Raw genomic sequence first — 26,769 nt, forward strand, 5'->3', positions numbered from 1 at the left:
GCAAGAATTTTTGCTGTGGTGAAACGTGAAACACCTTATGTAGATCTGATGAAATATGCTGCTTAAGAGCTAGTAAAAAATATGAAATTAAACTTGTTTAAGTCATAGAATACGCAAAGCAGCCCCAAAGATACACAAAGCCTCTGAGGTACTTTTCTCTTTGCGAAACTTTGCGCCTCTTTGTGTCATAGCTAATCAATAATAAATAGACAATAAAAAATAATCAATTAAAAAAAGTTATACCGTACCCCCAAAAACACCCGCCTGCCCTGCATTGACGCATAATTGTAGCTTGGGTCAAACGTGTAACCGTTGGGGTTGTTCACAGCGTCATCCACATACTTGTCGAACGGGTCGAAGGGGCGCATGATGGGATCGCCCGGCACGAAGTCGAACAGGTTTTTCACCCCTCCGTAAAATTCCAGCCCGTACTCAAACTTTTTAGTTACCTGCGCGTTGGCTATCAGGAACCACGGCGAGTATTCCGGTCGGTAGTCGTTGGGTAATATGGGCAGGCGCATGGGCCCGTACCAGTTGCCGGTCAGGTCGATGCTCACGTCTTTCGGGAAGGTATAGGTGCCTACAAAGTTCCCCGACCATTTGGGCGCGTGCAGCTGTTGCGACCTTTCAAGCCCGGTACCCGTGTCTTCCATCTGGAATACATCCATGTACGATACCCCTGCCATGATCTTTAGCGGAAAGGTAAACGTGAGGTCGGTATTCAGCGACACGCCCTGCGATATGGCATGCCCGCGCAGGTTGTCGTAAATGATCTTGTTGGGATCGGTATCAAAGTCGCCCACGATCTTATTGGTAAAATATGAGTAGAAGCCTGTAATGTCAAATCCCAGGAAAAAATCCTCCGTAGGGATCTTCAGTACATAGTTGAGGTTGCCGTTGTAGGAACGCTCCGGCTTCAGGGCTTCGGCAATCACCACATCGCGTGCCCCGGTGAGTGCGGCATGGTCCTCGGTAAAAAGGTTCACCACCCTGAAACCGGTGCCGAAACTCGCACGTATCGTGTTATTCACATTCGGCGAAAACTTGTAAGCCACCCTCGGTGAATGCACTCCGCCGTGGTTTTTGTCATAATCAAAGCGGTAGCCGCCCAATAGCTTATGCTTGTCGTTCAGCCTCCATTCGTCCTGTATGAAAAGCCCCGGCAGGGGGGTGCGCTGCGGATTGTTACCGGTACCATCGGCCGTTGCGGTGGCGGGGGTATTATCGTCATATTCGGTATAGCGCAGTGCTGCCCCGAGCAGGAAGGTATGCTCCTCGCCAAACTGTTTGTCCCAGTACGTTTGCACAAAAGCGACCTGTTGGGTGGCCATGTAGGGTGTAAATCCGTAATACGAATTCTGGTCGTGCCAGTTGTAGGAGAACTGGGTGAAGATGCGTTCGGCAAAAGGGAGTTGATACAGCCCGATAAGCTCAGCCCGCCGCGTGTAAATGCTTTCACCGTAAATGGTGTCGCTGCCCCGCCATTTGGTGCTCCAGTTGAGTTCGCCACCCCAGCGGTCTTCGTACACATAGCGCCCGGCAAGGCTCAGGATGCGTCCCTCCGGCCTTTCAAAATTCCATTTATTGAAAATGGAAACGCGGTTCTGCTGGGTCACATCGGTAAAGTTGTCGCCGTTCTTGTCGGCCCTGTGGTTGTAATTGAAATAGTTGACACCCAGTAGTGACGAGGCTTTGCCGACATTGAACTTCACAGCGCCATCCATGCTCAGCTCGCCCCAGCTGGTTACAAAAGTGTCTGCCGAAATTACCGGGGCTTTTGCAGGTGTTTTGGTAATTACGTTGATGATGCCGCCCATTGCCTCCGACCCGTACAGCGACGATGCCGGGCCTTTTACCACCTCGATGCGCTCCACGATGCTGTTGGGAATGCCGCTCAGGCCGTAGACTGTGGAGAGCGCGCTCACTATCGGCATGCCGTCGATCAGTATCATGGTGTACGGGCCTTCCATCCCGTTGATGTGGATGTCGCCCGTGTTGCACACATTGCAGTTCAGCTGCGGTTGCACGCCGTTGACCATCCCCATGGCTTCGAACAGGCTGGCGGTAGGGTTCTTTTTGAACAGCTTGGGCGTGATGATCTCCACCGGTATGGGGCTTTCGCTGCGGCTGACTTCCTTCATGGTGCCGGTTACCACCACTTCCTCGAGCGAGGTGCTTTCTTCATTCATTTTAATATCGATAACGGTTTCCGGCTGCGATAGGGTTATTTTCTTCCGTACGGTCTCCAGGCCCACCGCAGTGAAGATGATTTCGTAAGTGCCGTAAGGCACATCGGCAATGGTATAACGGCCATCATTATCGGCTGCAATGCTTATGCCGGCAGGGGAGAGGATAATCTGGGCTGCGGGAACACCACCCGATGCATCGCTTACCGTTCCCGAAATTGTGCCGGTTTGGGTATAAAACGAAATTGAAATAAATAAAATAAACACCTGTGTAAAAATTCTCATCAGCTAAAAGTATAATTCGTTGTGTAAAATTATAAATTTAGTTTAGACTAAAAATTATTTTTTATTATTTTAATATATTATTGTTGTTTTTATTAGATTTAACTAAAACAATTTTTAAAAAATTCAATACTTAGATTATGACAAATAACTTTATTAATTTAGAGATTAAAGATCTAGATTTAAACATATATAGGATTTATCCATTAAGCAGATTTATGGATATGATGAAAAACAATTCTAATGTTTTAGTAAAAACTTCCTTGTGGGAAGATCCATTTGAAAATTTTATATTAAATTCAACTGGTCGGCTTCCAACGGGTCAAACCTTCACAATCGGTTCAAGAGATCAATATTTTGGACAATGTTGGAGTTATAAAAAGGAAAGTGATGCAATGTGGAGAATCTATTCGCAACATATAAAAGATTCAAACCAAAATTTGATTGTTGATAATATTGGAATAAAAGTGAAGTCTACCATTAGGAATGTTTTTGAGCCTCTTTTTACTATTCAGCGAAATGCTATTAATCCCTATAATGGTGGACCATACAATCTTTGCTCATTTATAGGTAAGGTTAAGTATCTAAAAAAGCAGGATTTAGTTACTATGTTAAGAGATAATGCCAGCGAATTACTCATTGATCAAAGTGGTAAAGGTCAAGCCTCAACGCTAATGCTTAAGCGTCTGGCGTTTACTCATGAAAGAGAAATAAGAATTGTTTATCATAATGATCAATGTCAAACTTCTGACAAGGTCTATCCTTATCCAATTGACCCAAATAAATGTTTTCAAGAGATTGTGGTTGATCCAAGGATACCGAAAGATGTTTATTTAGAGATTAAAAAGATAATTAAACAATCAGGCTTCAAAAATAGAATTATTCAATCTGGTTTATATAAAATCGAAGACTTTATGTTTGATGCAAAATTCCTTTAATGTAGCACAAGCATAAATTACATAAAAAGTTTTATTTGTCAAGAACATTCCACTGTTTAAAACTATAGTTCCAAGGTACATATTACCTAAGAAATAATTATGTATAAGGTTTCTTCTTGTGATTTATTTCTATATTTATAGCAAACGATAAGACTTGGACACGAAAGGGAATTTCACAACGGTAAAGCCTGCGGATAAGGTTGTGGCAAAGCACATTGCCTACTACTATTTCCATTCGTCTGATGACGAAGCTTTCGACAGCAAATTCACTTTTTATCCCAATTACATGCATGCCATTACTATTTATAAGAATTCGGATGTCCGCTTCACGGAGAACGCTTCCATTGTAAGGCCGGCGGCGCAGGAGGGTATAGGCTGCTACTACTCCATAAATACCAACCAGAGCTTTTCGGTTGATATTGAGGGGCGTTTTACCAAAATAGGGATTGTCTTTAACCCGCTGGGGCTGAACCACTTTTTGAACAAGCCGTTAAGCGAGGCCTTTGAGCCTTCGTTTGGGCCTTTTGACTATTTCGGGAAGCCGTTATTGGATGTGGTCGGCCAAATCACAAAACTTGGTGATGCCCGGGCCGGGGCTGCACTGCTGGATGGTTTTTTCAGCGAGGCTTACTGCGGTTTTGAAGAGGCTGCCGTAAAGCGGGCGGTGCAGGAGATACTCAACTCCAACGGTACCATAAAGGTAGAGGAGCTTTCGGAAGCGATTGGCGTAAACCGCAAAATGCTGCTCAGGCTTTTCAGGAAACACCTGTGCTGCTCGGTAGAGGAATACAAGAAGATGGTGATGTTCCGCAATGCGCTCAACTATGCCCAACAGGCCGGTGAGGATGCCACGCTGACCGATGTGGCGCTGTTCAACTATTACTACGACCAGGCGCACTACATCAAGCACTTCAAGTCGGTTACCATGCAGTCGCCCAAAACCCTGCTTTCCAAGCTGACCAATTTAGGGAACGAGTCGCTGTACTGGAACTTTGAGGAGTAGTAAATTGGAAAATTTATGCCTGTCCCAATTTTACAATTTTTTGATTTGGCTATGTTGCAATTTTGCTTTATCAATCATCAATCAATTTTTAAAAATCATGGCAAAAATAATTGTAGTTGTTATAGAAAAAATTGTGCACATCCTGTTTTAGTGATGAGTTCCCAAAAATCATACTGACGGGTGCTAAATATCCCCCCGGATATACCCTAAAATCATCCTGTAGGGTGTGGAAAATTCCCCTGTCAGGACCCTCATTCATCATAAAAATCAATTAACCAATAAAACGAGAACCCCGCTGTAAATGGCGGGGTTTTCTACTCAAAAAAAATTGGTTGGTTTGAAACCTGATCAGGTTTGATGCGAAAATAGATGTTTATTAAATAGTGCGAAATACCTATAAATGGGTATTTTCCTGTTAACGGATATCCTGATTCATATATTCGGACAAAGATTAACGTTAATTGTAGGAAAACATACCCCTAAAAAAGTGTTAATTTCAACTGTATCATAGGATATTACATTAGCTTTGCGTTTGCCTATATCTTAACTGTTGCAATGAAGATAAAATATTTTGTTTACACCCTTATCGTTTTAGGGGTAGCCGCCCTGATTTACTACCGTATTTCTGAAAACAATGCCAAAAAAACCGATGCCTCCGGTGGGGGAGATGGCAAAAAGCCTCCTATGGCTGTAGACGGTATTGTGGTAAAGCCCGAACCCTTTTCCAACATCCTTTCACTTTCAGGTTCCATTGAAGCTAATGAGCAGGTAGAATTGAGTAGTGAGGTGTCCGGAATAGCAGAAAAGATATATTTTGAGGAAGGTAAAAAAGTAGCACAGGGGCAAGTGTTGGTAAAGATTAACGACGTAGAGCTCAGGGCACAGCTGGGCCAGGCACAAACCCGCCAAAACCTGGCTTCCGAAAATGCCAGGCGTGCCAGGCTGCTTTTTGATAAAGAAGCCATCAGCCGCGAAGAATATGACATTGCCACAGCCGACTATAAAACCGCACAGGCACAAACGCAGCTAATCAATGCACAAATAGCCAAGACATCAATAAGGGCGCCATTCTCAGGCACAATAGGCTTGAGGAGCATATCGCCGGGGACTTATGTAACGCCGGACATTTTAATTGCCAGGCTGGTAAACAGCAGTAAGATAAAAATCACTTTCTCCATACCTGAAAAATATGCATCGCAGGTAAAGGCAAACACTGTGGTTAACTTTACCATTCCGGGGACGAAGGAAAAATATAAAGCGACTATTTATGCACTCGAGCCGGCTGTAGAGGAAGCTACACGCACGCTACGCATACGGGCGGTGGCAGATAATGAGCAGGGAAAATTCATTCCGGGGACTTTTGCCAATGTGGAATTGCCTCTGGAAAAAATTGAAGATGCCTATATCATTCCTACCGAGGCCATTGTCCCGGTACAGGGTGGTAAAAAGGTATTTGTATCGCGCAACGGAAAAGCCGATGAGGTTAGGGTAGAAACAACTACGCGTACCGAAAAGGATGTTGTGGTGCTTTCCGGGCTCAAGCCGGGCGATACCGTGCTCACAACAGGTGTGCTGACACTGAAAAAGGATGCGCCTGTAAAAGTTAAGGTAATTAAAGCTGCGAAACCATGAGCCTTTCTACGCTAAGCATAAAAAGGCCGGTACTCACTATTGTGATGAACATTGCCATTATCCTGTTTGGGGTAATAGGCTATACTTTTTTGGGAGTACGTGAATTTCCGTCCATCGACCCGGCCACCATATCGGTGCGCACAAGCTATACAGGCGCTAATGCCGACATCATCGAATCGCAAATTACCGAACCTCTCGAAAAAGCGATCAACTCCATCGATGGGATACGCAACATTACATCGTCCAGCAACCAGGGGTCGAGTAACATTACCATAGAATTTGAACTGGAGAAAAACCTTGAGGAGGCCGCCAACGACGTTCGAGACAAAGTATCGCAAGCAGTCCGCAGCCTCCCGCAGGACATTGATGCGCCACCGGTAGTCTCTAAAGCCGATGCCGATTCTGAGCCTATTGTAACCATGACCGTTCAGAGCGCCTCCCGCGACCCGCTGGAACTAAGCGATTATGCGGAGAATGTAATTGCCGAAAGGCTCCAAACCATTCCGGGGGTGAGCAGTGTGCAGATATGGGGCCAAAAGCGCTACGCCATGAGGCTGTGGATTGAGCCATCTAAGCTGACGTCCTATGGCATTACGGTTTCTGATGTCCGTACGGCATTGTCCAGCCAGAATGTCGAACTGCCGTCGGGAAAACTGACAGGGGCCAATACTGAGCTTACCGTAAAGACAATGGGTAACCTGTCTACGGCAGAGGAATTCAATAACATCATCATCAAATCGGATGGCGAAAAAATCGTTAAGCTGAGCGATGTGGGCCATGCAGAACTCGGGCCTGAAAACCTCGAGACCAAAATGACCAACGACGGGCAGCAGCTTGTTGGGCTCGCCATCATACCGCAGCCGGGAACCAATTACATTGAGATCGCCGATGCCTTCTACGAGCAATATGAACAGATGAAGAACGAGCTTCCGGCCGATCTGAAGCTCAACGTGGTTATCGATAATACGGTTTTCATCAAAAAATCAGTGCATGAGGTGGTGGAAACACTGGGCATTTCCATCCTTTTGGTAACACTTATCATTTACCTGTTTTTCCGCGACTGGGCCATTGCATTGCGTCCGCTATTGGATATCCCTGTATCTCTTATAGCGACTTTCTTCATCATGTATATTTTCGGCTTTTCCATTAACGTGCTCACATTGTTGGCCATCGTTCTGGCAACAGGGCTTGTAGTGGATGACGGTATCGTGGTAACCGAAAATATTTTCAAAAAAGTAGAGGAGGGGATGACCCCGATTGAGGCAGCAATGAAAGGAGCCAACGAGATTTTCTTTGCGGTAATCTCCATATCGGTAACGCTGGCTGCGGTATTCCTTCCAGTGATATTTTTGGAAGGCTTCGTCGGGCGGCTGTTCCGGGAATTTGGGGTCGTCATCGCGGCGGCGGTGCTGGTATCGGCATTTGTGTCGCTTACCCTTACACCGATGCTTAACGCGTACCTGATTAAAGGGGTTCATAAAAAGTCGAGGTTCTACGAATTTACTGAGCCTTATTTTGAAAAAATGAACAAAGGGTATGCACGTGCGCTAACCAATTTCATGAAGCGTAAATGGCTCAGCTTCCCGATACTTTTCGTTTGCATTGGCCTCATTGCATTATTCTTTTCGACACTTCAAAAGGAGACCGCTCCCTACGATGACCGCAGCTTTATAGGAATGAACATTACGGCTCCTGAAGGTGCGTCCTATGATTATATGGACCGTTTCATGCAGGAAATGGAGCGCCTGATTGCCGACTCAATACCCGAGAAGAAAGCCAGCCTTGTAATAACTTCTCCGGGCTGGGGATCGGCATCGGTAAACAGTGGGCGGATAAGGATTGCTTTGGTACAGCCGGATGAGAGGGAACGTTCGCAAAAGGATATCGCTGCCGACCTTACCAAATGGACCAAGCGTTATGCTGAAGCCCGTACATCGGTCTCAGAACAGCCAACCATTGCAGTGAACCGCAGGGGAGGATTCCCGATACAATACATCATACAGGCGCCGAATTTCGAGAAATTGCGGGAAAAAATACCGGAATTCATGGATGAGGTGAGCAAGGACCCGACATTCTCCATGACTGATGTAAACCTGAAGTTCAACAAGCCCGAAATCAATGTGACTATAGACCGTGAAAAGGCCCAAAGTCTTGGGGTTTCACTACTTGATGTGGCGCAAACACTGCAGCTTTCATTAAGCGGACAGCGCTTTGGCTACTTTATGATGAATGGCAAGCAGTACCAGGTAATGGGCCAGTTTGATAAGGAGGATCGCGATGCACCGCTGGATCTTACCTCAATATTCGTTAAAAGCAACACAGGACAGCTTATCCAGTTAGATAACCTTGTGACAGTTAAGGAGGAAAGCAGCCCTCCGCAATTATATCATAATAACAGGTATATGTCGGCAACCGTATCGGCAGGCCTGTCGCCCGGCATGAGCATCAGCGATGGCATCGATGCCATGGAACGTGCCAAAGAGAAAGTCCTTGACGATACTTTTACGACCGACCTTGGAGGCGAGTCACGCGATTATGTGGAGAGTTCGAGCAATACGCTGTTTGCTTTTGGTTTGGCGCTATTGCTTATATACCTGATATTGGCAGGCCAGTTTGAAAGCTTTATCGATCCGTTCATCATCATACTTACGGTACCTATGGCAGTAGCCGGGGCATTGTTGTCATTATGGTTGTTTGGGCAAACATGGAACATCTTCAGCCAGATCGGTACCATCATGCTTATAGGTCTGGTAACGAAAAACGGTATCCTGATTGTGGAATTTGCCAACCAGCTCCGAGAGGAAGGGAAAGAAAAATATGAGGCCATATTGGAGGCTGCGGAATCGCGCCTGCGCCCGATATTGATGACCAGCCTTGCCATAGCGCTTGGGGCATTGCCTATCGCAATGTCTTTGGGTGCGGCATCTACCAGCCGTATAGGAATGGGTGTGGTAATAGTGGGCGGTACCATTTTCTCGCTGATACTCACACTGTTTGTTATCCCTGGAATATACTATATGTGGTCGCGCCAAAAAAAACACCGCCCCGAATTTGATAATCTTGAAGACTAATGAAGTTTTTCATCTACATAGCACTGAGTTTTTCCTGCCTTGCAGCATGGGCACAGGATAGCATTGTGAAGCCAGAATATCCGTTGCTTACCGCCGAAGGCGCCATAGCTGAAGCACTGAAGAACAATTACGACATAAAGCTGGCGGCCAACGACCTGAAGATAGACGAGAACAATGTGAGCCTTGCCAATGCCGGTATCATGCCTACGCTTTCGGGTACTTTCAGCCAGAATAACAATATACAGAACTCACGACAGGTGCGTGCCGACGGTACCGTACAGGAGCTTGACAACGCCCGGAACAACAGTATGCAGTATGGTGTGAACCTGGGCTGGACCATATTTGACGGTTTCCGTATGTTTGCACGTTATGACCAGCTTAAGGAGTTGGAAAAGCTGGGGGGTACTGAACTGAAGTTTACCATAATGACCCGTGTTGGTGATGTGCTTACTACTTATTACGACCTTGTACAACAACAACAGACCCTGAAGGCACTGGATACAGCGGTGGTAATCTCAAAACAGAGGGTTACGCTTGCAGAAAACAGGTTTACGATAGGTAAAGCTGCCAAGCTCGAAGTCCTCAACGCTAAAGTTGACCTCAATACTGATACTACCAATTACCTACGGCAAAAGGAATTATACGAAAATACCAAAACCTATCTGAATGAATTGTTGGCACGCGACCTTACATTGCAATTCCGGGTAGTAGATTCGGTTGGAATAGATGATAAGCTCAAATTGGCAGACCTGATGTCTTCAGCATCATCGCAAAATCCGCAGATACAAATGGCGCTCATCAACAAGCGGGTCGCCGAGCTTAATCTGAAGCAGGTAAAGGCCGCTCGATACCCGCAGGTGGCTGTAAGTACGGGCTATATTTTTACTGAAAGTGAAAACAGCCTCGGATTTGCCCGCGAAAACAGCGGCAGGGGTTTGAGCTATGGCATATCGGCCAATATCAATATCTTCAATGGGTTTTTGCAAAAGCGCAATGAGAATGTGGCACGCCTGCAAATTGATAACAGCAAGGTGATAATTGAACAGCAGACACAGGCAATAAATTCGCAATTAATTTCCGCCTACCAAACCTACCTGACCAATCTGGAACTGGTGGAGCTTGAAGCAAATAATGTTGAGATCGCAAAACAAAATCTTGACATTACGATGGAAAAATACCGCATAGGCAGCATTACCCAAATTGAGGTGCGTACCGCCCAGCTCAATTATGTAAATGCTGTAACCCGTAATAACTCGGCACAATACCAGGCAAAAATTTCTGAAGTGACATTGAAGGAACTGGCAGGGAATATTACTTTTTAATAATTATTCCAAAAATATACGTTTCTGGCATTGCGAGCGCAGAGCAACGGAGCGCGGCAATCTTTCATTAGATAATAATGGAAAAAGAAAGATGGCTTCGTCGTTCCTCCTCGTAATGACTGACCTGTCAGTACAAAATCATAAAACCCCGAAATCACTTTCGGGGTTTTGCTTTATAATTCGGTATTTCTTTAGAAAGAAGCCAGTTTCTTCAAACCTGCAACAGTTGCCACAGGATCCGAAGCACGGAATACATAGTTGCCGGCTACAAGCACATCGGCGCCTGCTTCAACAAGCTGTACAGCGTTCTTATCGCTCACGCCGCCATCAATTTCTATCAACGTTGAAGCTCCGTTGCGTGTGATGATCTCTTTCAGTTGCTTTACCTTGCTGTAGGTACGCTCTATGAACGACTGACCGCCAAATCCGGGGTTAACGCTCATCAGGCATATGAGGTCGATATCGTTGATGATGTCTTCTAATAGGGCCACGTTGGTATGCGGATTAAGTGCCACTCCGGCCTTCATGCCTTCGGCTTTTATAGCTTGCAATGTACGGTGAAGGTGGGTGCAGGCTTCATAATGCACAGTAAGGTTGTTAGCTCCGAGCTGTGCAAATGTTTTGATGTATTGGTCAGGGTTCACGATCATCAGGTGAACGTCAACTGTCTTTTTCGCGTGGCGCGAAATGGCTTCGAGTACCGGCATCCCAAAGGAGATGTTGGGTACAAAAACGCCGTCCATGATATCTACGTGAAACCAATCCGCCTCGCTGCTGTTAATCATTTCGATGTCGCGTTGCAGGTTGGCAAAATCTGCCGAAAGCACCGAAGGTGCTATGAGTGTATTCTTCATTAGTGTGTTGTTGTTTAGAGGGGCAAAGATAATCCTAAGTTGCAGAGTTGCAAAGTCGCAAAGTCACAAAGTTGAATAGTAGTAAGCGATATAATTAAGAATAGAGATCAGGCAGCTAAAGCTTTGCACCTTACGACTCTGCAACCTTCGGCCTTTTTCTTACAAATATTTTTTATTATCATACAATTTTTGGCATAATGCTTGCGTTAACTATTGTAAGATTTTCCGGTTTAAATAATTTGAGTTAGTAACAATGTTTTAAAATTGCGGGAAAAGAAAATTGATGAAAATAAAAAACTCCGGTAATCAGCCGGAGTTCAATCATCAATCAAAAAACGAACAGTTATTGAACTGTAGGTGCGTTATATATTGTTATATCGGTGTATTGCGTAATTATACCGCCAAAATACAAATTATATTTAAAATATAAAATTTTGGGCGGTATTTTTTGCTTGCCGGTAGTTATCCCAGATACGTTTTAAGAATCTTGCTGCGGGAAGTGTGCTTTAACCTCCTGATAGCCTTTTCCTTAATTTGGCGTACACGCTCACGGGTAAGGTCGAAAGTTTCGCCTATTTCCTCCAGCGTCATCGGGTGCTGGTCTCCCAGGCCGAAATACAATCTTACCACATCAGCCTCGCGTGGCGTAAGTGTCTCCAGTGCACGCTCAATCTCTGTACGCAACGATTCGTGGATAAGTTCCCTGTCCGGGTTTGGAGACTCGCCCGAACGAAGTACGTCGTACAGGTTGGAATCCTCACCTTCTACAAGTGGCGCATCCATTGAAAGGTGGCGGCCCGAATTCTTCATGCTTTCCTTAACATCGTTTACCGTCATGTCAAGCTCCTTGGCTATTTCTTCTGCCGAAGGGGCACGCTCATTGCTTTGCTCAAGCAGGGCGTACATTTTGTTGATCTTGTTGATGGAACCAATCTTGTTCAGTGGCAGGCGAACGATACGTGATTGTTCGGCCAGCGCCTGAAGGATCGACTGGCGAATCCACCATACGGCATACGATATGAATTTAAAACCGCGTGTCTCGTCGAAACGCTGTGCGGCTTTTATAAGTCCTAAGTTTCCTTCGTTGATAAGGTCGGGAAGCGTAAGTCCCTGGTTTTGGTATTGTTTTGCAACCGATACCACGAAACGAAGGTTTGCTTTAGTTAATTTCTCAAGTGCTCTCTGGTCTCCGGCTTTTATACGTTGTGCTAATTCTACCTCCTCATCCGCTGTGATCAAATCCACTTTTCCAATCTCCTGAAGGTACTTGTCTAACGATGCAGTTTCCCTGTTGGTTACCTGCTTTGTGATTTTTAATTGTCTCATGTAAAGATTCCTGAGTTTAAGTATGTATTAGTTATACGTAAGGAAAACGCAAAAAGTTACAAAGATTTTTATTTTGGATAAAATTTAACAAAAGCCCCGGCCTTTGGGGGATCAGGGACCGGGGCTTGCACAACTAAAAAAATGGTATATGGACGAAAACATCAGCAGCCGGCATTATATGCACGGCAATTATTCGGTATTTTTCTTTTTCCTGTCAGGTTTTGTCCTTCCGTACAGCTTGTTCAGACTGTCGGCTATCCTTTTCCTGTCCAGTTTTTTATCTTTACGTATGTTCAGGCTGTCCGAACCGTAGCTCACTTTGCTGAGGTCAAGCATTTTAACTTTGCCCATAGCATCGTCACTCTGTATGATGGATTTTTCCACAGGTATTGCCGGGGTAATGGACGCTTTAGCTTCAGAGGTCGGTAAATTGTTGTTTTTGCCGGCGTTTAAACGTGTAGCCGGAGGTTTGACGGAAGAAGGTTCGTTAGTGGTAGGAGTTGAGATTTTCTGCATTTTTCCGGAAACGTCCTGCAAATTAGGGGTTGGTTCAGACGATATGTTGTTCACACTCCGGGTTGCATCGTTTTTAGGTGGTTTGCTTTCCGGCTGTTCTGTAACTACAGGTTTAGCATTGTTGTCAATAAGCTCTGTGTTGTCTTCTTCAGGTGCTGCTTTTTTTGTATCATGTTCTTTCGGCATCCTCATATATATGTGAGGAAGATTATCCTCCCATAGCGGATAGGTTGCAACCAATCCCACCAGTAGTACCAGTAGTGACAGCCCAATTATCCTGCGCCACGGAAACCGGCACTGCATTTTCATCTGTTGCAGCTCTCCCGAAATTGCATTCCATCCGCTGTGGGGCGCCGTCCTATCGAGGCGGTCCAGCTTGTCGCGAAATGCTTTCCCTATGTCTTTCTTATTTTCCATTACTCACATTAAAATTAGGGTTTGGCTGCCTGCCGGTTATTTTTTCTTTTAATATCGACTTTGCACGGTGCAGGTTGCTTTTGGAGGTGCCTTCGCTGATGTCGAGCATCGCTGCAATCTCACTGTGCGAATGATCATCCAGCTCATAGAGCGAGAATACCAGCCTGTATTTGTCGGGCAGTTGTTGCACTAGCGAAAGCAGGTAATCCATCGGCAGGTCCATTTCGGTATCACTTACATCGGTGTCTGCACTGTAATCTTCCCTTACCGGTAAGAGCTGTATGGCCTTCTTATAGCTGTCAATGGCCTTATTTATGGCTATGCGCTTCATCCAGCCCTCAAACGACCCGAATCCCCTGTACCGGCTTATCGTGGTAAAAATTTCAATAAACGTATTATGCAGGTTATCTTCTGCTTCTGCTTCATTCCTGCAATATTTCAGGCTCACTGTAAAAAGCACGTCCTTGTAGCGGCGGTACAGTTCTTCCTGTGCGCCGGCATTGTGCTTAATGCAGCCCTTTATGAGTTGTTCCTGGTTCAAATAGGTTGGTTTTACGGTTGGGCAGTTATGGATTGCCGGTCCTTTTTTAGATAGTCTTTATGTTAGCCAAAAGGTTGCTTGCGCAGCAAAAATAATTTTCTCCTCTATATCTGCATACAATAGTATCGGAAAAACAAAAAGGTTGCGTGCAGGATGCAAATTTTTAAAAGATCATACCGGCTTCGCCTTCCATCCGTTGCACATAAAGGTCAATCTTTTGGTGAGCTTTATTAAAGAACAGTTTCCGGTCGCGCGTACCCGATTCGTTCAGCGCCTTGGAATTCTTTAGTTGGTGCTTAAAAAAATCAAGTGCATTACCACAGGTATTGACATCGTTGGTAATGAAATACCCAAGCATGGTATAGGGTACGAACAGCGACTGTTTTTCCGATGCGGAGAGGAGCACGTTGTTATTCAGGATGAGCAGCTCATTATAGTACAGATGAAAGCGCGATGTGCCGTTGCAGCACCTGTCTTCGGCGGTTTGCAATATGGCTTTCAGGTCGGCGCATAACAGTTGGGCATTCGCCAAAGTGAGCAGCCCTGACTGGTAGAGGTAATAAATCTGTTGCAGGCTGCTGTTGATGGTGGTGTCATTCCATATCTCGTGTACCTCTACGCTGTCATATACCTGCTTCAACTTTGTACTATGTTCCAAAAGTGATTGGTCGATAGTAAAATTCTCAAAGCTATCCTGGTTTTGCGTTCCTGCCAGCAGGTTTAGCCACACATACAGCTTGAATTTAGACAACAATGTGCCGCCAATGGTGTAGAATAATGGGATGTCCTTTGCCGAATAGTACATCTTTGCTTCCGGATAATCTAAAAAGCTGCTGATGTTCTCTGCTGACTGCCTGAAGTACGCAGCCATATCCTCCATCGAGCGTATTTCGCTGGTTTTCTCTACAATCACCTTTTTCTCGCCAGCAAAGAGTCCATCCATCGAAAGTGAATAATGCCGGCACAACAGCACTGCTTCTTCTATTGAGAACTTGCTCTTCTGTGATACCCTGCGGTGGGCGGCATCATAGCTGATGTTCAGCACGGCAGCAATCTCATCGATGACAGAGGCCGATTTGTCCACTTTTCTGCGTATGGCTTTTAGCAAAATATCCTGGTTGTCCATTTTTGCGATTTTCACAAATGTAGGTTTTTTATTAATTCATTACCACAATTTGAATTGCGGCCATCACAATAGTTTTGATTCAGATTTAAAGCAAGCTATCATGAAGAAGATATTAATAATGTTATTTAGCAGTGTTATGGCATACGGGCAAAGCTGCGACCAACTCATTTTCGAAGCCGGTATCAGGTTTCCGTTTGGCAGCATGGCCGGCAAAATAGGGCCGTCGCCGGAATTCGGTATATGGAACCGCAGCGGGGTCACCAATTGCAGGGGCATGTTCGATATTGGCGCGAGCATTTATATTCCTACGGACAGGCAGGAATTTGATTATACCGCACCCGATAGCATTTATCGGGTAAAAGCGAAAGGTGTTTCCGGAATGTTAGGCATCCGTTTAGCAAAGGATTACGCCGTAGGCAACAGGATTGAAATACAATGGCTGTCCACTTTCGGGTATGCCTTTTTTGTGTATGATGACAAGCGTAGCCGTTATATGCATAAAACCAACCCCCGAGATTTTGAGGACAGCACCAATGACTGGTATATTAAGGCTTTAAGCACATTCCATATCGGTCAGGGTATCCGGTTTGGATATCCTCACCTGGGCCTGTACCTCAATTACAATTACACCCCTTACGGGATGTTCAGCAACTATGTACAAAAAGATTTCGGCTCCCACAGCCTGAGTTTCGGAATCGTATACCGACAATAAATCTATAGTAACCATGAAACCACTTTTGTTTATGCTTATGCTATTCCTTATTTATTCCCCGGTGAAGGCACAGGAAGTGCAGCACCGCAAAACACGGTTCCCTGTTGGCCTGTTTACCACGGGCGACAGCGACATCTATGGCATTTCCTTCGGCGTGGGGTCGGATACCTACATGGACTCCGACTATGTGAGTGTTCGGTCAAACGGCATCCGCATTGAGCCCATATCGCAGGCGGTGCTATTCTTTACGTTTATTTTCCCTATCGACAGGGTGCGTTATCCAAGAGATGAATCGGAAATCCCGGAATTTGAAAAGAAAATTCCCAATGAAGTCATCAACGGGCTCAACCTGTCGTGCGGAACCAATGCCTTTGCCGATGTTAATGGGGTAACGCTTTCGGCATTCGTACAATCGTTGCGGCGGACCAACGGGCTTTCGGTAGCCGGGTTTTACAACAGCTCCTACAGGAACAACGGCCTGATGGTTGCCATAGGCGGTGTCAGTTCCGTATACAGCAATGGGGTAATGCTGTCTCCTATGGTAACATCGGTGCACGATGGGAGCGGCCTGCAAGTGGCTTTCAATAACGACTATGATAAATTTAAAGGCGTGCAGATAGGCGTGCTCAACGGTACTTATGGCAAAGCCGACTATTTTAAAGGGGTACAGATTGGCCTTTTCAATAATGCCAAAAAGCTCAAAGGCATCCAGATCGGCCTCATCAATAAGAACAGCAAAAGGATACTGCCTTTTTTTAACTGGAATTTTAAGGAGTAAAAAAATACCCTAACCTCTCTAAAAAGGGAAATAGCTTCACTCATACTGCATAGTCCTCACCCCGGCCCTCTCCGAAGGAGAGGGTGACGGAACGTAACACTCATACCCAATAAAACTTTAAAAAAATAATACCATGAAAAACATACCACTTTTACTCATCGCCTTCCGCTTCGTGCTTGGACCGTTAATGATAGGCATAACGTACTTTTACGGCACATCAGCAAGGATTGTGCTTATGATATTGCTGCTGTTAGGCATATTGTCTGATATATTCGATGGCATCATAGCCCGCAAGTCGGGTGTCTCCACCGAAAAGCTGCGCCGCATGGACAGCCAGACCGACCTTGTGTTCTGGGTCTGTGCCGGATGGTGCAGCTGGCTCCTGAACCCGGAGATCATTATCGAAAATAAGTATGCCATCATTACCATCTTCGCCATGGAAGGGCTTACCTATGTGCTGAGCATTGCCAAATTCGGGAAGGAAACCTGCACGCATGCACTGTTATCCAAGCTATGGGGCATTACCCTGTTCATTGCATTCATCTCCATCATTGGGTTTGGGCATGGCGGGATACCATTGGCTTTGGCAGTGATTTTTGGCATCATTTCGCACATCGATGTTTACCTTATTATCCTATTTTTACCCAAGTGGGCGCACGATGTACCCAGTGCCTGGCACGCGTGGCAGATAAGGAAGGGGAAGGATATTAAACGGAATAACTTGTTTAATGGGTAAATATATAACCAAAAAACCCTGCCACTTTACGGCGGCAGGGTTCTTTCTGAATTATCTTCCCGGATATTTTTTTGGATTCAAATAAGTATTGAAAACTGAATAAATATAAATTGTTTCTTCAAAATCGTCAACTTCGTACAGCAACAAAAAAGGAAAACGCTTTAGAGGGTAGCCGGTAATGTTTTTGTAGCGTATCCTGAAATTGGGGGTAAGACTGATAGTCCTATAGGCTTCATTGAGTTCATTGTCCAAATTCAGTAAAGTTTGGATGCTTTCTTTATAGTAGTCAAAAGCGTCTGCAATATCGGCATAAGCCTTTGGAGACAATCGTACTTTATAGCCCATATTTTTTCCTCAATTGGGCGTGGGCATCCTCTACAGATATGAAGTCGGCCTTATTTTCGGAAGCGATGCGTTCGTCAAGGATTGCTTTGGCGGCATCAGGAAGTTCGTAATCATCTTCTGTTTCTTCCAAATCCTTATGTTTTGATTTGATTTGGTTCCATTCATCAATTGGTATTACAACCGCAGTCGTATTCCCATGGCTATCTGATATATATTGAATTTTCATGGCAAATATTTTTATCAAATGTACAAAATTTGTATTGAGATTTAAACCAAAAAAACCTGCCACTTTACAGCGACAGGGTTCTTCCTGAATTCTTATTCTTTTCTTACTCGTAATAATAAAAAGTTTCGCTGTCACGCATATTTTCAAATATTGTCCCTTCGGCTTTTGAATATGTTATATAACCTGAATCATTGAAGCTGTTTTCAAAGGTTATATAACTTGTGGAAGGTGTTGGAGTAGTTGTCACGACATATCGTTTTAAATAATAATTGTTGTTTTCGGTAATATTAATACGGGAGTCATCCGAAATAAAAAAAAGGTTGTTGAGCTCATTGATAGTTTTTAACTGATTGGCTGGCATGGTAATGCCGTAATATTCAAAATTCACTGTCGATGATTCCTCGGTAGCGACAAAATCCCATTGCTCCAGTTTGTCATTTTGATAGATCATTCCATCATATTGGATGTGCCCAAGGGAGTTAACGGGGATAGTCTGCGTGTATTGAGTCATGGGTTGGTTAGTGTCAGGGTCGTACGGGGTCTGCGTAATACTGCCAGTGTTATAAACATATTTCTTTATACTTGAGCCCGCGTTTAACGTTCCTGATGCATAAAATATATTTTGACTCTCAATGATGCGGCTTTCAGCATCAAAAATTTCGGTAGTCTTACTCCAAAGACTTTCGTTTACCCATATTTCCGAGATATGTGTGTTAGTTGCGTATGTATGAGCTATGCGCATAGCTATATTTCCGGATATGTCAAACGTAGTATCGGCTACCACTTTATGTCCTTCAAAGTATTGTACATTTTTTTTGCTGCCTTCAACATTGTTGTCATAGGCTTCTTTGGTAGGAATATATTTAATTGTTTTTACTAATTCTAGGGAAGTGTCCTGGGCATTATTTGTTGTTGCATTGTCATCGGAACAGCCTGTAAATACTCCGGCAATAGCTAGGGCGGCAAGTAATAGCGTTTTTTTCATGGTAGTGGTTTTTGTAGTAGATGGATTAATAACTGAAAGGTTGCGTATGAAACCAAAAAAACCCTGCCATTCTAAAACGGCAGGGTTCTTCCTGAATTAACCTTAAAAAGTAATTAAGATTCTTGTGGCTCTCCGCCATTATCTTCGTTACGTGGCTCGCGTGGGCCATCGTTCCTTCTTTCTTCCCTTGGGCCACGGTCGCGGGAGTTCCTGTCGTCCCTTCCACGATTATCGCGTCCGCCGCCACGGTTATCGCGTCCGCCACGGTCGCTGCCTTCGCGAGGCCCGCGGTTTTCACGCTGTGGAGCATTCTCATCCCTTGGAGGCCTTGGCAAAAGCGCTTTCCTTGATACTTTCTCCTTGCGTGTCTTAGGGTCGATGCCGATGTACTTCACATCAAACACGTCGCCCATGTTCACCACGTCGGTTACGTTCTCGGTGCGCGCCCAGTCAAGTTCGCTTACGTGAAGCAATACTTCGTTGCCAGGAGCATCCATATATTCCACTACCGCGCCGAAATCAAGCAGCTTGATCACTTTTACGCTGTAGGTTTCGCCAACCTGCGGCTTGAATATGATTGAGTCGATTTTGTTCAGTACCATCTGGATTCCTTCCGGGCTTGTACCAAGGATTTCCACTTCGCCCTGCTCGTCCACCTCGTTGATAACGATGGTTGTGCCTGAGGCCTTCTGTAGTTCCTGGATAACTTTTCCGCCCGGACCGATAAGCGCGCCGATAAACGCACCCGGAATGGTAACTTTAATGATCTTAGGAGCGTGGCGTTTCACATCTTCCCTTGGTGTGTCAAGCACTTCTGTCAGCTTGCCAAGGATGTGAAGGCGGCCTTCACGGGCCTGGTTAAGGGCCTGCTCCATGATTTCATATTTAAGTCCTTCGATCTTGATGTCCATCTGGCATGCAGTGATACCTTCTGATGTACCGGTTACTTTAAAGTCCATGTCGCCAAGGTGGTCTTCGTCACCAAGGATGTCTGAAAGCACAGCCCAACGGCCTGTAGCATCGTCAGAGATAAGTCCCATGGCAATACCCGATACCGGCCTTGTCATTTTGATACCTGCATCCATTAGCGCCAGTGTACCGGCACATACGGTAGCCATTGAAGAGGAACCGTTCGATTCCAGTACTTCAGATACTACACGTACGGTATATGGCGTCTCAGCAGGAATCATGTTTTTAAGTGCACGCTGTGCAAGGTTACCGTGCCCTACTTCACGCCTCGATGTTCCGCGAAGCGGTTTTGCTTCACCCGTAGAGAACGGGGGGAAGTTGTAGTGCAGGTAAAAACGCTCCTCGCCTTGTTCTGTAGGGCGGTCAATAATGTTCGCCTCACGTGATGTACCAAGCGTTACTGTAGCAAGCGCCTGTGTTTCACCCCTTGTGAAAAGGGAAGAACCGTGTGTTGAAGGAAGGTAATCCACCTCACACCATATCGGGCGTATTTCGTTGGTTTTCCTTCCGTCAAGGCGTGTGCCTTTATCAAGGATAACGTTACGTACAGCTTCTTTGTTGACTTTAGAAAGGTATTTGCTGATAAGGTCGCCGTTTTCAAGCAGCTCATCTTCAGTAAACAATGCCTTTACTTCTTCCTTTACAGCAGCAAATTTCTCAGAACGCTCGTGCTTTGCAGAGCCTTCGCTGGCAATTGCAAAGTACTTATCGTAAGCAAGTTCTTTTACTTTGGCAAGGATAGCATCGTCGTTGCGCTCTTCTTCATAAGTCCTTACTTCTTTTTTGCCTGCAGCTGCCTGAAGCCTTTCCTGTGCGGCAATCTGTACTTTAATGGCTTCGTGGGCAAATTTAATGGCCTCGATCATTTCCAGTTCAGATATCTCCTTCATTTCGCCTTCCACCATCGCGATAGAGTCCATAGAAGCGCCGATCATCATGTCGATGTCAGACTCTTCAAGCTGGGCTTTGCTCGGGTTAATGATGAACTCTCCGTTGATCCTCGCTACACGAACTTCAGAGATAAGTGTTGCAAAAGGAATATCGGAAAGTGCCAGGGCCGCAGAAGCAGCCAGTCCGGCAAGCGCATCGGGCATAACGTCGTCATCGTGCGACATAAGCTGGATCATTACCTGCGTTTCGGCATGATAATCTTTAGGGAAAAGCGGACGCAATACGCGGTCTACAAGGCGCATGGTAAGGATCTCACCGTCGCTTGGCCTTGCCTCGCGCTTAAAGAAGCCGCCGGGAAAACGTCCTGCGGCTGCAAATTTTTCACGGTAGTCCAGTGTCAAAGGCAAAAAGTCGATGCCGGGGCTTGCTGTGCGGGCAGAAACCACAGTAGCAAGCAGCATCGCATTGCCCATTTGTACTACTACCGAACCATCGGCTTGTTTGGCAAGTTTGCCTGTCTCGATCGAGATGCTTCGTCCATCTCCCAGATCGATGATCTCTTTAATTACGTTAGGGATCATAAAATTTAATTCTTTTGATTAAACAATGGGTTTAGTTGTTGTGTTGTTGTTGTAGTTGTATGGAACCCAATGAAAAACCAAAACTTTTTCTGCGCAATATGTAAAAAACAAAAAGAGGCGCGCGGGCACCTCTTCTCATTTCGATTATTTCCTGATGTTTAGTTCTTTGATAATCTCGCGATACCTGTTGATATCTTTCTTTTTCAGGTAGTCAAGCAGGCTCCTCCTTTTACCTACCAGCTTCACAAGCGAACGCTCTGTGTTGTAGTCGTGGCGGTTTTTCTTAAGGTGGCCTGTTAGGTGGTTAATCCTGAATGTGAACAGCGCGATTTGTCCCTCGGCTGAACCTGTGTTAGCTTCTGCTCCGCCGTGCTTGGCGAAAATTTCTGCTTTTACTTCTTTAGTTAAGTACATGCTAATATTACTAAAATGATTATTATGTATTCGGGTCTTTCCCGATTGGGTGCAAAGGTAATCAAAATATTTACACGTGCAAGGGTTGAATTGTTATAAAAGTTTCAGGTTTCAGGTTTCAGGTTGCCACTCATGCTCAATAAGTTGCCGTTGTATTGCCGGGCTGAACTTTCAAAAAAACTTTAAACAAATCAAAATAGCTTCGCTACTTCTTGGTTCACAAACTCCAGGAACCTTTCGTCCAGGTCTGTAAACGGATCCAGCACGCCTGAGTCGATATCAATCTGGCCGATGGTTTCGCCATTCACGAAAAGCGGCACCACGATTTCCGACTTAACCGAAATGCTGCATGCAATGTAATTATCCTGTGCACTCACGTCCGGTACTACAAAATTTTGATTCGATACCGCTACCTGTCCGCAGATGCCTTTTCCGAATGGGATGACAGTATGGTCGGTCGGTTCCCCTGCATACGGCCCCAGGATAAGCTCTTCCTTTTCACCGTTACGGAAGTAAAAGCCCACCCAGTCATAATGGTCGATGTGTTCTTTTAAAAGATGGCACAGCTGTAATAGCTTTTCATCACGAAGGGTATCAGTGTGGTGCAATATATCGGTCACCTTTGGTTTCAGTTCTTCAAATGTCATGGCGTTAAAATCTTTAGTAAGGCAAAAGTATCCATTAAAGTTGTTCGGTTTTCCATATTTTTGTTAAAAACTAAACTGCCAATGGGCGTCCTCCGGAACAACAGGCCTCTTTTTCTGTTTCTCATAAAGTTTGCAGGCAGCTACCTGCTGCTTTCGGTACTGTATTGGGCATATCTCAGCCGGTATGATGCCGAAGCGTTTGAGCCCGACGGGATGACTACACTTGTTGCGGAGCAGGCATCGGCATTTGTTAACCTGATAGGGGAGGAGTCGCATATCAAAAAGCATCCCGGGCAGGCTGCCTGGATGTTTTATGTGAATGATAAACGGGTTGCGCGTATCGTTGAGGGTTGCAACGCGGTAAGCGTAATAGCTTTATTCGCCGCATTTATTATCGCCTTCTCTACCACATTCAGGCGAACCTCGCTTTACATACTAATGGGTATAGCGCTATTGCATATCCTTAATATAATCAGGGTAGGGTTGTTGGGTGTCGGGCTTTACTATTATAAGGAAAAGGGACCGTTACTGCACGATATTATCTTCCCGTTGTTCATTTACGGGGTGGTGGTTGTGCTTTGGGTTGCCTGGGTAATGAAGTTGTCTGTAATCAAGGTTAAAAACGTAAATGCCCTTTTAGGGGCATTCGGGTTGTTTGTACTGCTGGTTCTTGTACGCTTTTACGAAGAAACATTGTTTTACGATCCCCTGCTGCCGTTCTTTAAGCGGGAGGGTAAAGAACTTCCGGACTATGATAGCCTGAAGCTTTTCCTTGGATTGGCTTTCCGGTATGGGCTGAATACATTATTATCGCTGGGCGTTATCTGGCTTGCATTTAAGGACAAGGCGATTATTCGGCTTGCCGCAATATTATATGGTGTGCTCTTTGCAGTGCTGTGCACGGTTTTATTTATCGGCCTAAATGCCGAAAAACCCAACCTGCTGCTGATTTTCTATGTACGGCGTTTCCTGATACAGCCGTTGCTGCTGCTGTTGTTGCTTCCTGCGTTTTTTTACCAGAAGCGGATGAAATAATTTTCTTCCAAATTTCACGTTATCAACATAAATGCATAATTTTGCCTCGTATGCAAATAAAAAAGTACATAAGCGCGCTTCTCACAATGCTCATATTGGTATCCAGTATGGGGCTGGCGCTCAATGTACATTATTGCCATGGCAGAATATCTTCCGTTGCTTTTGCTTATAAGAAAGCCGAATCGTGCAACGGCCACAAGAGTGAGAAGAAAGCTCATGCCTGTGGCGTAGAAAAAGACTCCCATAAAAAATGCTGCAAAGACGACCTGGTTAAGCTTAAGGATACCAAGTCTGACAATGTAATTACAAAATCACTCCAGCTCGATTTGGGGGCTTTCTGCCTGGCAGAGGAGTGGAACCCGCAAACCCTTTACAGCGCAGCTACGCTTCCTGTTATAAAAGACACCCCGTCTTTTTACTGCGAATCCAATGCGCCACCGCTCTACAGGCTTTATTGCCAATATATTTTCTACGCCTAAAGTTCAATGTTTTTACAACCTCCGGATCTTCGGAGTAATCTTAAGTATTAACATTAAACTTTTTTTATGCGTAATTTATTCATCTATATATTCCTGATGGCTGCCGGATACATGCAGGCACAGGTAAACCTAACCGGTACTGTGGTCGACGAAAATAGCCAGCCCATGCCGGGAGCGTCCGTTTATTGGCTGCAGCCACAGGACGATATTTTGTCGACAGTAACTTCAGAGGACGGCACATTTTCGTTGCGCTACTCAACCGAAACCGATAAGCTTATCATCAGCTACATTGGTTATAAGACGGATACCCTGAGTGTACCTGCTCCAAGACAGGTGTTCCACAAAATGACTCCTGACGAAGGTCAGCAGCTTAATGAAGTTGTGGTAGAAAAAACCCGCAGGAGTCTCGAGCATTCGCGCGTTCAGACTACTAATGTATCGACTATGAGCCATAAGGAGCTACTGAAGGCTGCCTGCTGCAACATTGCCGAAAGCTTCGAGACCAATCCTTCCATTGATGCCAGCTTTTCCGATGCCCTTACCGGCAGCCGCCAGATAAAGATGCTCGGGCTTACCAGCCCGTACCTGTTAATAGCCGAGGAAAATATCCCGTCAGTACGTGGTGCATCGCAGGCCTATGGGCTTTCATTTGTGCCTGGCACATGGGTCAACAGTATCCAGATAACCAAGGGCGCAGGGCCGGTTGTCAATGGGTACGAAAGTATTTCAGGCCAAATCAATTATGACCTCATTAAGCCTGCCGACGACATCCCGTTCTTTCTTAATGCTTATGGCTCAACCGACAGCCGCTTTGAATTGAATACCCATTTCAATAAGAAATTTTCTGATAAATGGAGCAGCAGCCTGTTTGTGCACGGCAATGCCCGTGTTGGCAAGAACGACATGAACGATGACGGTTTTCTGGACAACCCGCTTGCAAAGCAAATCAATGTGATGAACCGCTGGCAGTACAATGATGCCGAAAAGGGCTGGGTGAGTTTCATCAACCTGCGGTATATGCGGGACGAGAGGCAGGCAGGCGAAGTGGATTTTGACCCGGATCGTGATAAATTCACAACCAACCACTGGGGGTCTGAAATCAATACTGACAAAGTGGACGCCTCGGCCAAGCTGGGCTACGTATTTCCGGATATGCCTTTCCAAAGCATTGGCCTTCAAACCTCGTTCAACTGGCACAATCAGGAATCCTACTTTGGATTCAAAACCTATGATATCGACCAAAAGAGTGTATACTCGAACCTCGTGTTCAGCTCGATCATTGATAACACCATGAACAAATTCACTACCGGGCTTAACTTTACTTATGACAGCTATGGAGAATTTGTAAATGTAACCGACTTTAGCAGGAGAGATAATTCCGTTGGGGCTTTTTTTGAGTATAACTACGACAATGCCAACGATTTCAGCATTATCCTGGGTGGGCGTTTTGATGTTCATAACCGCCTCGGCTCGTTCTTCACGCCGCGTATGCACCTGCGTTACAATCCATGGGAGGGAGGTACCTTCAGGGCGTCTGCCGGAAGGGGTAAAAGGGCGGCGAACATTTTTGCCGAAAACCAGGCGTTCTTTGGCAGTTCCCGTTCAATGAATATTTTGGGTACAGGAGGCAAGCTGTACGGCCTTGACCCTGAAATTGCATGGAACTATGGTGTAAGCTTCATCCAGAGCTTCCCGTTATTCAATAAAAATGCGGAATTTGTGGTAGACTTCTACCGTACCGATTTCCAAAACCAGGTGGTAGTAGATGTATTCGGTTCGCCGCAGGAAGTAAATTTCTACAATCTTGATGGCAAGTCGTTCGCCAACAGCCTTCAGGTGGAACTAAACTACGAAATCACGCACCACTTCAACATCCGTACGGCTTACAAATATTACGACATCCAGACCGATTATGCTTCAGTCGGGACACAGGAAAGGCCATTGCAGGCCAAGCACAGGTTCTTTACCAACGTTGCCTATGAGACCCACGTGAAAGAAGGCGGCCGCCAATGGAAGTTCGACTTTACCTACAACTGGATGGGCAAACAGCGCTTACCGAATACAGCATCTAACCCTGGAGAGTACCGGATGGGATACTATTCGCCGTCCTTCTCGCTGATGAATGCACAGGTTACGCGCAGCTTCTCGAGCGTATTTGAGATGTATGTAGGTGCCGAAAATCTTGGTAATTACCAGCAGAAAAAAGCAATTATCGGTAATGATGACCCTTTTGGCCCGTATTTTGACAGTTCCATTATCTATGCGCCGATATTCGGGCAGATGTACTATGCCGGATTGCGTTTCAAGATCAATTAATTATAATGTAAGAACCTCTAACAACTATTTATATGAAAAAACTCGTTTTAGTAATGCTGGTGCTTTTCATGGGTGTATCCCTTCAGGCACAGGAAAAAAAGAACAAAAATGCCAAGGCCGAAATTGAAGTCAAGGGCAATTGCGACCAATGTAAAAAACGCATCGAGAAGGCCGCGTACACCGTTAAGGGTGTAAAATCAGCGGTTTGGCACCAAGACCACCAGGACCTTCACCTTATTATCGACGAAACAAAATGCAGCCTCGACGATGTGCGCGCGGCCGTTGCAAAGTCAGGCCACGATACCGATAAGGTAAAGGCAACCGATGAAGATTATAACAAGCTGCATCATTGCTGTAAATATGACAAAGGATAATACCCTGCAGTATAAATGTACCCCGGACGATAGTTCGGGGTATTTTTTTTCGTTAATGTATTGGCTA

24 protein-coding genes are annotated in these 26,769 nt (G+C 45.3%); 12 read left to right on the forward strand and 12 right to left on the reverse strand.

Annotated features, from left to right (window positions below):
* Nucleotides 1-227: 227 nt before the first annotated feature.
* Complete coding sequence (locus tag OGH69_RS10820) at nt 228-2,471, reverse strand: TonB-dependent receptor (protein WP_265174487.1); 2,244 nt, start codon at nt 2,469-2,471, stop codon at nt 228-230.
* 137 nt (nt 2,472-2,608) lie between these two features.
* Between OGH69_RS10820 and OGH69_RS10825 the strand changes: the two genes are divergently transcribed.
* From OGH69_RS10825 to OGH69_RS10845, 5 genes are all read left to right on the forward strand, one after another.
* Entirely contained in the window at nt 2,609-3,406 is a 798-nt protein-coding gene (locus tag OGH69_RS10825; RefSeq protein WP_265174488.1) for a hypothetical protein, read from the forward strand.
* Between the two features lie 154 nt (nt 3,407-3,560).
* Nucleotides 3,561-4,409, forward strand: a complete 849-nt coding sequence (locus OGH69_RS10830; RefSeq protein ID WP_265174489.1) for a helix-turn-helix transcriptional regulator — start codon at nt 3,561-3,563, stop codon at nt 4,407-4,409.
* A gap of 555 nt (nt 4,410-4,964) precedes the next feature.
* A complete protein-coding gene (locus OGH69_RS10835; protein WP_265174490.1) occupies nt 4,965-6,041 on the forward strand; it encodes an efflux RND transporter periplasmic adaptor subunit in 1,077 nt (358 codons plus the stop codon).
* On the forward strand, nt 6,038-9,112 hold the full coding sequence (locus OGH69_RS10840; protein ID WP_265174492.1) for an efflux RND transporter permease subunit: 3,075 nt from the start codon (nt 6,038-6,040) through the stop codon (nt 9,110-9,112). The genes OGH69_RS10835 and OGH69_RS10840 overlap by 4 nt, the downstream gene beginning before the upstream one ends.
* Nucleotides 9,112-10,434: a TolC family protein gene (locus tag OGH69_RS10845; protein WP_265174493.1), complete on the forward strand. Its 1,323-nt coding sequence runs from the start codon at nt 9,112-9,114 to the stop codon at nt 10,432-10,434. Before OGH69_RS10840 ends, OGH69_RS10845 begins: the two co-directional genes overlap by 1 nt.
* Nucleotides 10,435-10,625: 191 nt before the next feature.
* Here OGH69_RS10845 and rpe read toward each other — a convergent pair whose 3' ends face one another.
* From rpe to OGH69_RS10870, 5 genes are all read right to left on the reverse strand, one after another.
* On the reverse strand, nt 10,626-11,288 hold the full coding sequence (gene rpe / locus OGH69_RS10850; RefSeq protein ID WP_265174494.1) for a ribulose-phosphate 3-epimerase: 663 nt from the start codon (nt 11,286-11,288) through the stop codon (nt 10,626-10,628).
* A gap of 462 nt (nt 11,289-11,750) precedes the next feature.
* Nucleotides 11,751-12,614, reverse strand: coding sequence for a sigma-70 family RNA polymerase sigma factor (locus tag OGH69_RS10855; RefSeq protein WP_020212501.1), 864 nt, complete (start codon nt 12,612-12,614; stop codon nt 11,751-11,753).
* Between the two features lie 189 nt (nt 12,615-12,803).
* Complete coding sequence (locus OGH69_RS10860; RefSeq protein WP_265174495.1) at nt 12,804-13,547, reverse strand: hypothetical protein; 744 nt, start codon at nt 13,545-13,547, stop codon at nt 12,804-12,806.
* Nucleotides 13,537-14,088, reverse strand: a complete 552-nt coding sequence (locus OGH69_RS10865; RefSeq protein ID WP_265174496.1) for an RNA polymerase sigma factor — start codon at nt 14,086-14,088, stop codon at nt 13,537-13,539. Before OGH69_RS10865 ends, OGH69_RS10860 begins: the two co-directional genes overlap by 11 nt.
* A 163-nt stretch (nt 14,089-14,251) precedes the next feature.
* Nucleotides 14,252-15,229 carry a hypothetical protein gene (locus tag OGH69_RS10870; RefSeq protein ID WP_265174497.1) on the reverse strand — a complete coding sequence of 326 codons (978 nt, stop codon included), beginning with the start codon at nt 15,227-15,229 and terminating at the stop codon, nt 14,252-14,254.
* Nucleotides 15,230-15,314: 85 nt separating this feature from the next.
* Here OGH69_RS10870 and OGH69_RS10875 point away from each other — a divergent pair, with 85 nt between their 5' ends.
* The 3 genes from OGH69_RS10875 to OGH69_RS10885 all read left to right on the forward strand — a co-directional run bounded on the left by OGH69_RS10875 (nt 15,315) and on the right by OGH69_RS10885 (nt 17,440).
* Nucleotides 15,315-15,926, forward strand: coding sequence for a hypothetical protein (locus OGH69_RS10875; protein WP_265174498.1), 612 nt, complete (start codon nt 15,315-15,317; stop codon nt 15,924-15,926).
* 13 nt (nt 15,927-15,939) lie between these two features.
* Nucleotides 15,940-16,704 (forward strand): LA_2272 family surface repeat-containing protein, encoded by a 765-nt coding sequence (locus tag OGH69_RS10880; protein WP_265174499.1) that lies wholly within the window; start codon nt 15,940-15,942, stop codon nt 16,702-16,704.
* A gap of 133 nt (nt 16,705-16,837) precedes the next feature.
* Nucleotides 16,838-17,440, forward strand: coding sequence for a CDP-alcohol phosphatidyltransferase family protein (locus OGH69_RS10885; RefSeq protein WP_265174500.1), 603 nt, complete (start codon nt 16,838-16,840; stop codon nt 17,438-17,440).
* A 51-nt stretch (nt 17,441-17,491) separates the two neighbouring features.
* On the opposite strand, the gene OGH69_RS10890 is transcribed toward OGH69_RS10885, so the two are convergent.
* The 6 genes from OGH69_RS10890 to OGH69_RS10915 all read right to left on the reverse strand — a co-directional run bounded on the left by OGH69_RS10890 (nt 17,492) and on the right by OGH69_RS10915 (nt 22,498).
* Nucleotides 17,492-17,785: a type II toxin-antitoxin system RelE/ParE family toxin gene (locus OGH69_RS10890; RefSeq protein WP_265174501.1), complete on the reverse strand. Its 294-nt coding sequence runs from the start codon at nt 17,783-17,785 to the stop codon at nt 17,492-17,494.
* A complete protein-coding gene (locus OGH69_RS10895; RefSeq protein ID WP_265174502.1) occupies nt 17,775-18,011 on the reverse strand; it encodes a hypothetical protein in 237 nt (78 codons plus the stop codon). Before OGH69_RS10895 ends, OGH69_RS10890 begins: the two co-directional genes overlap by 11 nt.
* Nucleotides 18,012-18,114: 103 nt before the next feature.
* Nucleotides 18,115-18,996 carry a hypothetical protein gene (locus OGH69_RS10900; RefSeq protein ID WP_265174503.1) on the reverse strand — a complete coding sequence of 294 codons (882 nt, stop codon included), beginning with the start codon at nt 18,994-18,996 and terminating at the stop codon, nt 18,115-18,117.
* 113 nt (nt 18,997-19,109) lie between these two features.
* On the reverse strand, nt 19,110-21,437 hold the full coding sequence (locus tag OGH69_RS10905; RefSeq protein ID WP_265174504.1) for a polyribonucleotide nucleotidyltransferase: 2,328 nt from the start codon (nt 21,435-21,437) through the stop codon (nt 19,110-19,112).
* Between the two features lie 144 nt (nt 21,438-21,581).
* On the reverse strand, nt 21,582-21,851 hold the full coding sequence (rpsO, locus tag OGH69_RS10910; protein ID WP_108779671.1) for a 30S ribosomal protein S15: 270 nt from the start codon (nt 21,849-21,851) through the stop codon (nt 21,582-21,584).
* Between the two features lie 191 nt (nt 21,852-22,042).
* On the reverse strand, nt 22,043-22,498 hold the full coding sequence (locus tag OGH69_RS10915) for a GAF domain-containing protein (RefSeq protein ID WP_265174505.1): 456 nt from the start codon (nt 22,496-22,498) through the stop codon (nt 22,043-22,045).
* 81 nt (nt 22,499-22,579) lie between these two features.
* Here OGH69_RS10915 and xrtF point away from each other — a divergent pair, with 81 nt between their 5' ends.
* The 4 genes from xrtF (at nt 22,580) to OGH69_RS10935 (ending at nt 26,702) form a co-directional block, all read left to right on the forward strand.
* A complete protein-coding gene (gene xrtF / locus OGH69_RS10920) occupies nt 22,580-23,533 on the forward strand; it encodes an exosortase family protein XrtF (RefSeq protein ID WP_265174506.1) in 954 nt (317 codons plus the stop codon).
* A 50-nt stretch (nt 23,534-23,583) separates the two neighbouring features.
* A complete protein-coding gene (locus tag OGH69_RS10925; protein ID WP_265174507.1) occupies nt 23,584-24,012 on the forward strand; it encodes an HYC_CC_PP family protein in 429 nt (142 codons plus the stop codon).
* 66 nt (nt 24,013-24,078) lie between these two features.
* Entirely contained in the window at nt 24,079-26,328 is a 2,250-nt protein-coding gene (locus OGH69_RS10930) for a TonB-dependent receptor (protein ID WP_265174508.1), read from the forward strand.
* 32 nt (nt 26,329-26,360) lie between these two features.
* Nucleotides 26,361-26,702, forward strand: a complete 342-nt coding sequence (locus tag OGH69_RS10935) for a heavy-metal-associated domain-containing protein (RefSeq protein WP_265174509.1) — start codon at nt 26,361-26,363, stop codon at nt 26,700-26,702.
* Nucleotides 26,703-26,769: the final 67 nt, after the last annotated feature.

The organism is Flavobacterium sp. MFBS3-15, from assembly GCF_026107645.2.
Classification (GTDB): Bacteria; Bacteroidota; Bacteroidia; order Flavobacteriales; family Flavobacteriaceae; genus Flavobacterium.

What these genes read in the sequence shown, in the direction of transcription:
- OGH69_RS10885 (WP_265174500.1), top strand. Translation starts at nt 16,838, where the DNA reads ATGAAAAACATACCACTTTTACTCATCGCCTTCCGCTTCGTGCTTGGA.
- OGH69_RS10895 (WP_265174502.1), bottom strand. Translation starts at nt 18,011, where the DNA reads ATGAAAATTCAATATATATCAGATAGCCATGGGAATACGACTGCGGTT.
- OGH69_RS10845 (WP_265174493.1), top strand. Translation starts at nt 9,112, where the DNA reads ATGAAGTTTTTCATCTACATAGCACTGAGTTTTTCCTGCCTTGCAGCA.
- OGH69_RS10905 (WP_265174504.1), bottom strand. Translation starts at nt 21,437, where the DNA reads ATGATCCCTAACGTAATTAAAGAGATCATCGATCTGGGAGATGGACGA.
- xrtF (WP_265174506.1), top strand. Translation starts at nt 22,580, where the DNA reads ATGGGCGTCCTCCGGAACAACAGGCCTCTTTTTCTGTTTCTCATAAAG.
- OGH69_RS10840 (WP_265174492.1), top strand. Translation starts at nt 6,038, where the DNA reads ATGAGCCTTTCTACGCTAAGCATAAAAAGGCCGGTACTCACTATTGTG.
- OGH69_RS10860 (WP_265174495.1), bottom strand. Translation starts at nt 13,547, where the DNA reads ATGGAAAATAAGAAAGACATAGGGAAAGCATTTCGCGACAAGCTGGAC.
- rpsO (WP_108779671.1), bottom strand. Translation starts at nt 21,851, where the DNA reads ATGTACTTAACTAAAGAAGTAAAAGCAGAAATTTTCGCCAAGCACGGC.
- rpe (WP_265174494.1), bottom strand. Translation starts at nt 11,288, where the DNA reads ATGAAGAATACACTCATAGCACCTTCGGTGCTTTCGGCAGATTTTGCC.
- OGH69_RS10890 (WP_265174501.1), bottom strand. Translation starts at nt 17,785, where the DNA reads ATGGGCTATAAAGTACGATTGTCTCCAAAGGCTTATGCCGATATTGCA.
- OGH69_RS10930 (WP_265174508.1), top strand. Translation starts at nt 24,079, where the DNA reads ATGCGTAATTTATTCATCTATATATTCCTGATGGCTGCCGGATACATG.
- OGH69_RS10820 (WP_265174487.1), bottom strand. Translation starts at nt 2,471, where the DNA reads ATGAGAATTTTTACACAGGTGTTTATTTTATTTATTTCAATTTCGTTT.
- OGH69_RS10900 (WP_265174503.1), bottom strand. Translation starts at nt 18,996, where the DNA reads ATGAAAAAAACGCTATTACTTGCCGCCCTAGCTATTGCCGGAGTATTT.
- OGH69_RS10855 (WP_020212501.1), bottom strand. Translation starts at nt 12,614, where the DNA reads ATGAGACAATTAAAAATCACAAAGCAGGTAACCAACAGGGAAACTGCA.
- OGH69_RS10880 (WP_265174499.1), top strand. Translation starts at nt 15,940, where the DNA reads ATGAAACCACTTTTGTTTATGCTTATGCTATTCCTTATTTATTCCCCG.
- OGH69_RS10835 (WP_265174490.1), top strand. Translation starts at nt 4,965, where the DNA reads ATGAAGATAAAATATTTTGTTTACACCCTTATCGTTTTAGGGGTAGCC.
- OGH69_RS10935 (WP_265174509.1), top strand. Translation starts at nt 26,361, where the DNA reads ATGAAAAAACTCGTTTTAGTAATGCTGGTGCTTTTCATGGGTGTATCC.
- OGH69_RS10925 (WP_265174507.1), top strand. Translation starts at nt 23,584, where the DNA reads ATGCAAATAAAAAAGTACATAAGCGCGCTTCTCACAATGCTCATATTG.
- OGH69_RS10915 (WP_265174505.1), bottom strand. Translation starts at nt 22,498, where the DNA reads ATGACATTTGAAGAACTGAAACCAAAGGTGACCGATATATTGCACCAC.
- OGH69_RS10825 (WP_265174488.1), top strand. Translation starts at nt 2,609, where the DNA reads ATGACAAATAACTTTATTAATTTAGAGATTAAAGATCTAGATTTAAAC.
- OGH69_RS10875 (WP_265174498.1), top strand. Translation starts at nt 15,315, where the DNA reads ATGAAGAAGATATTAATAATGTTATTTAGCAGTGTTATGGCATACGGG.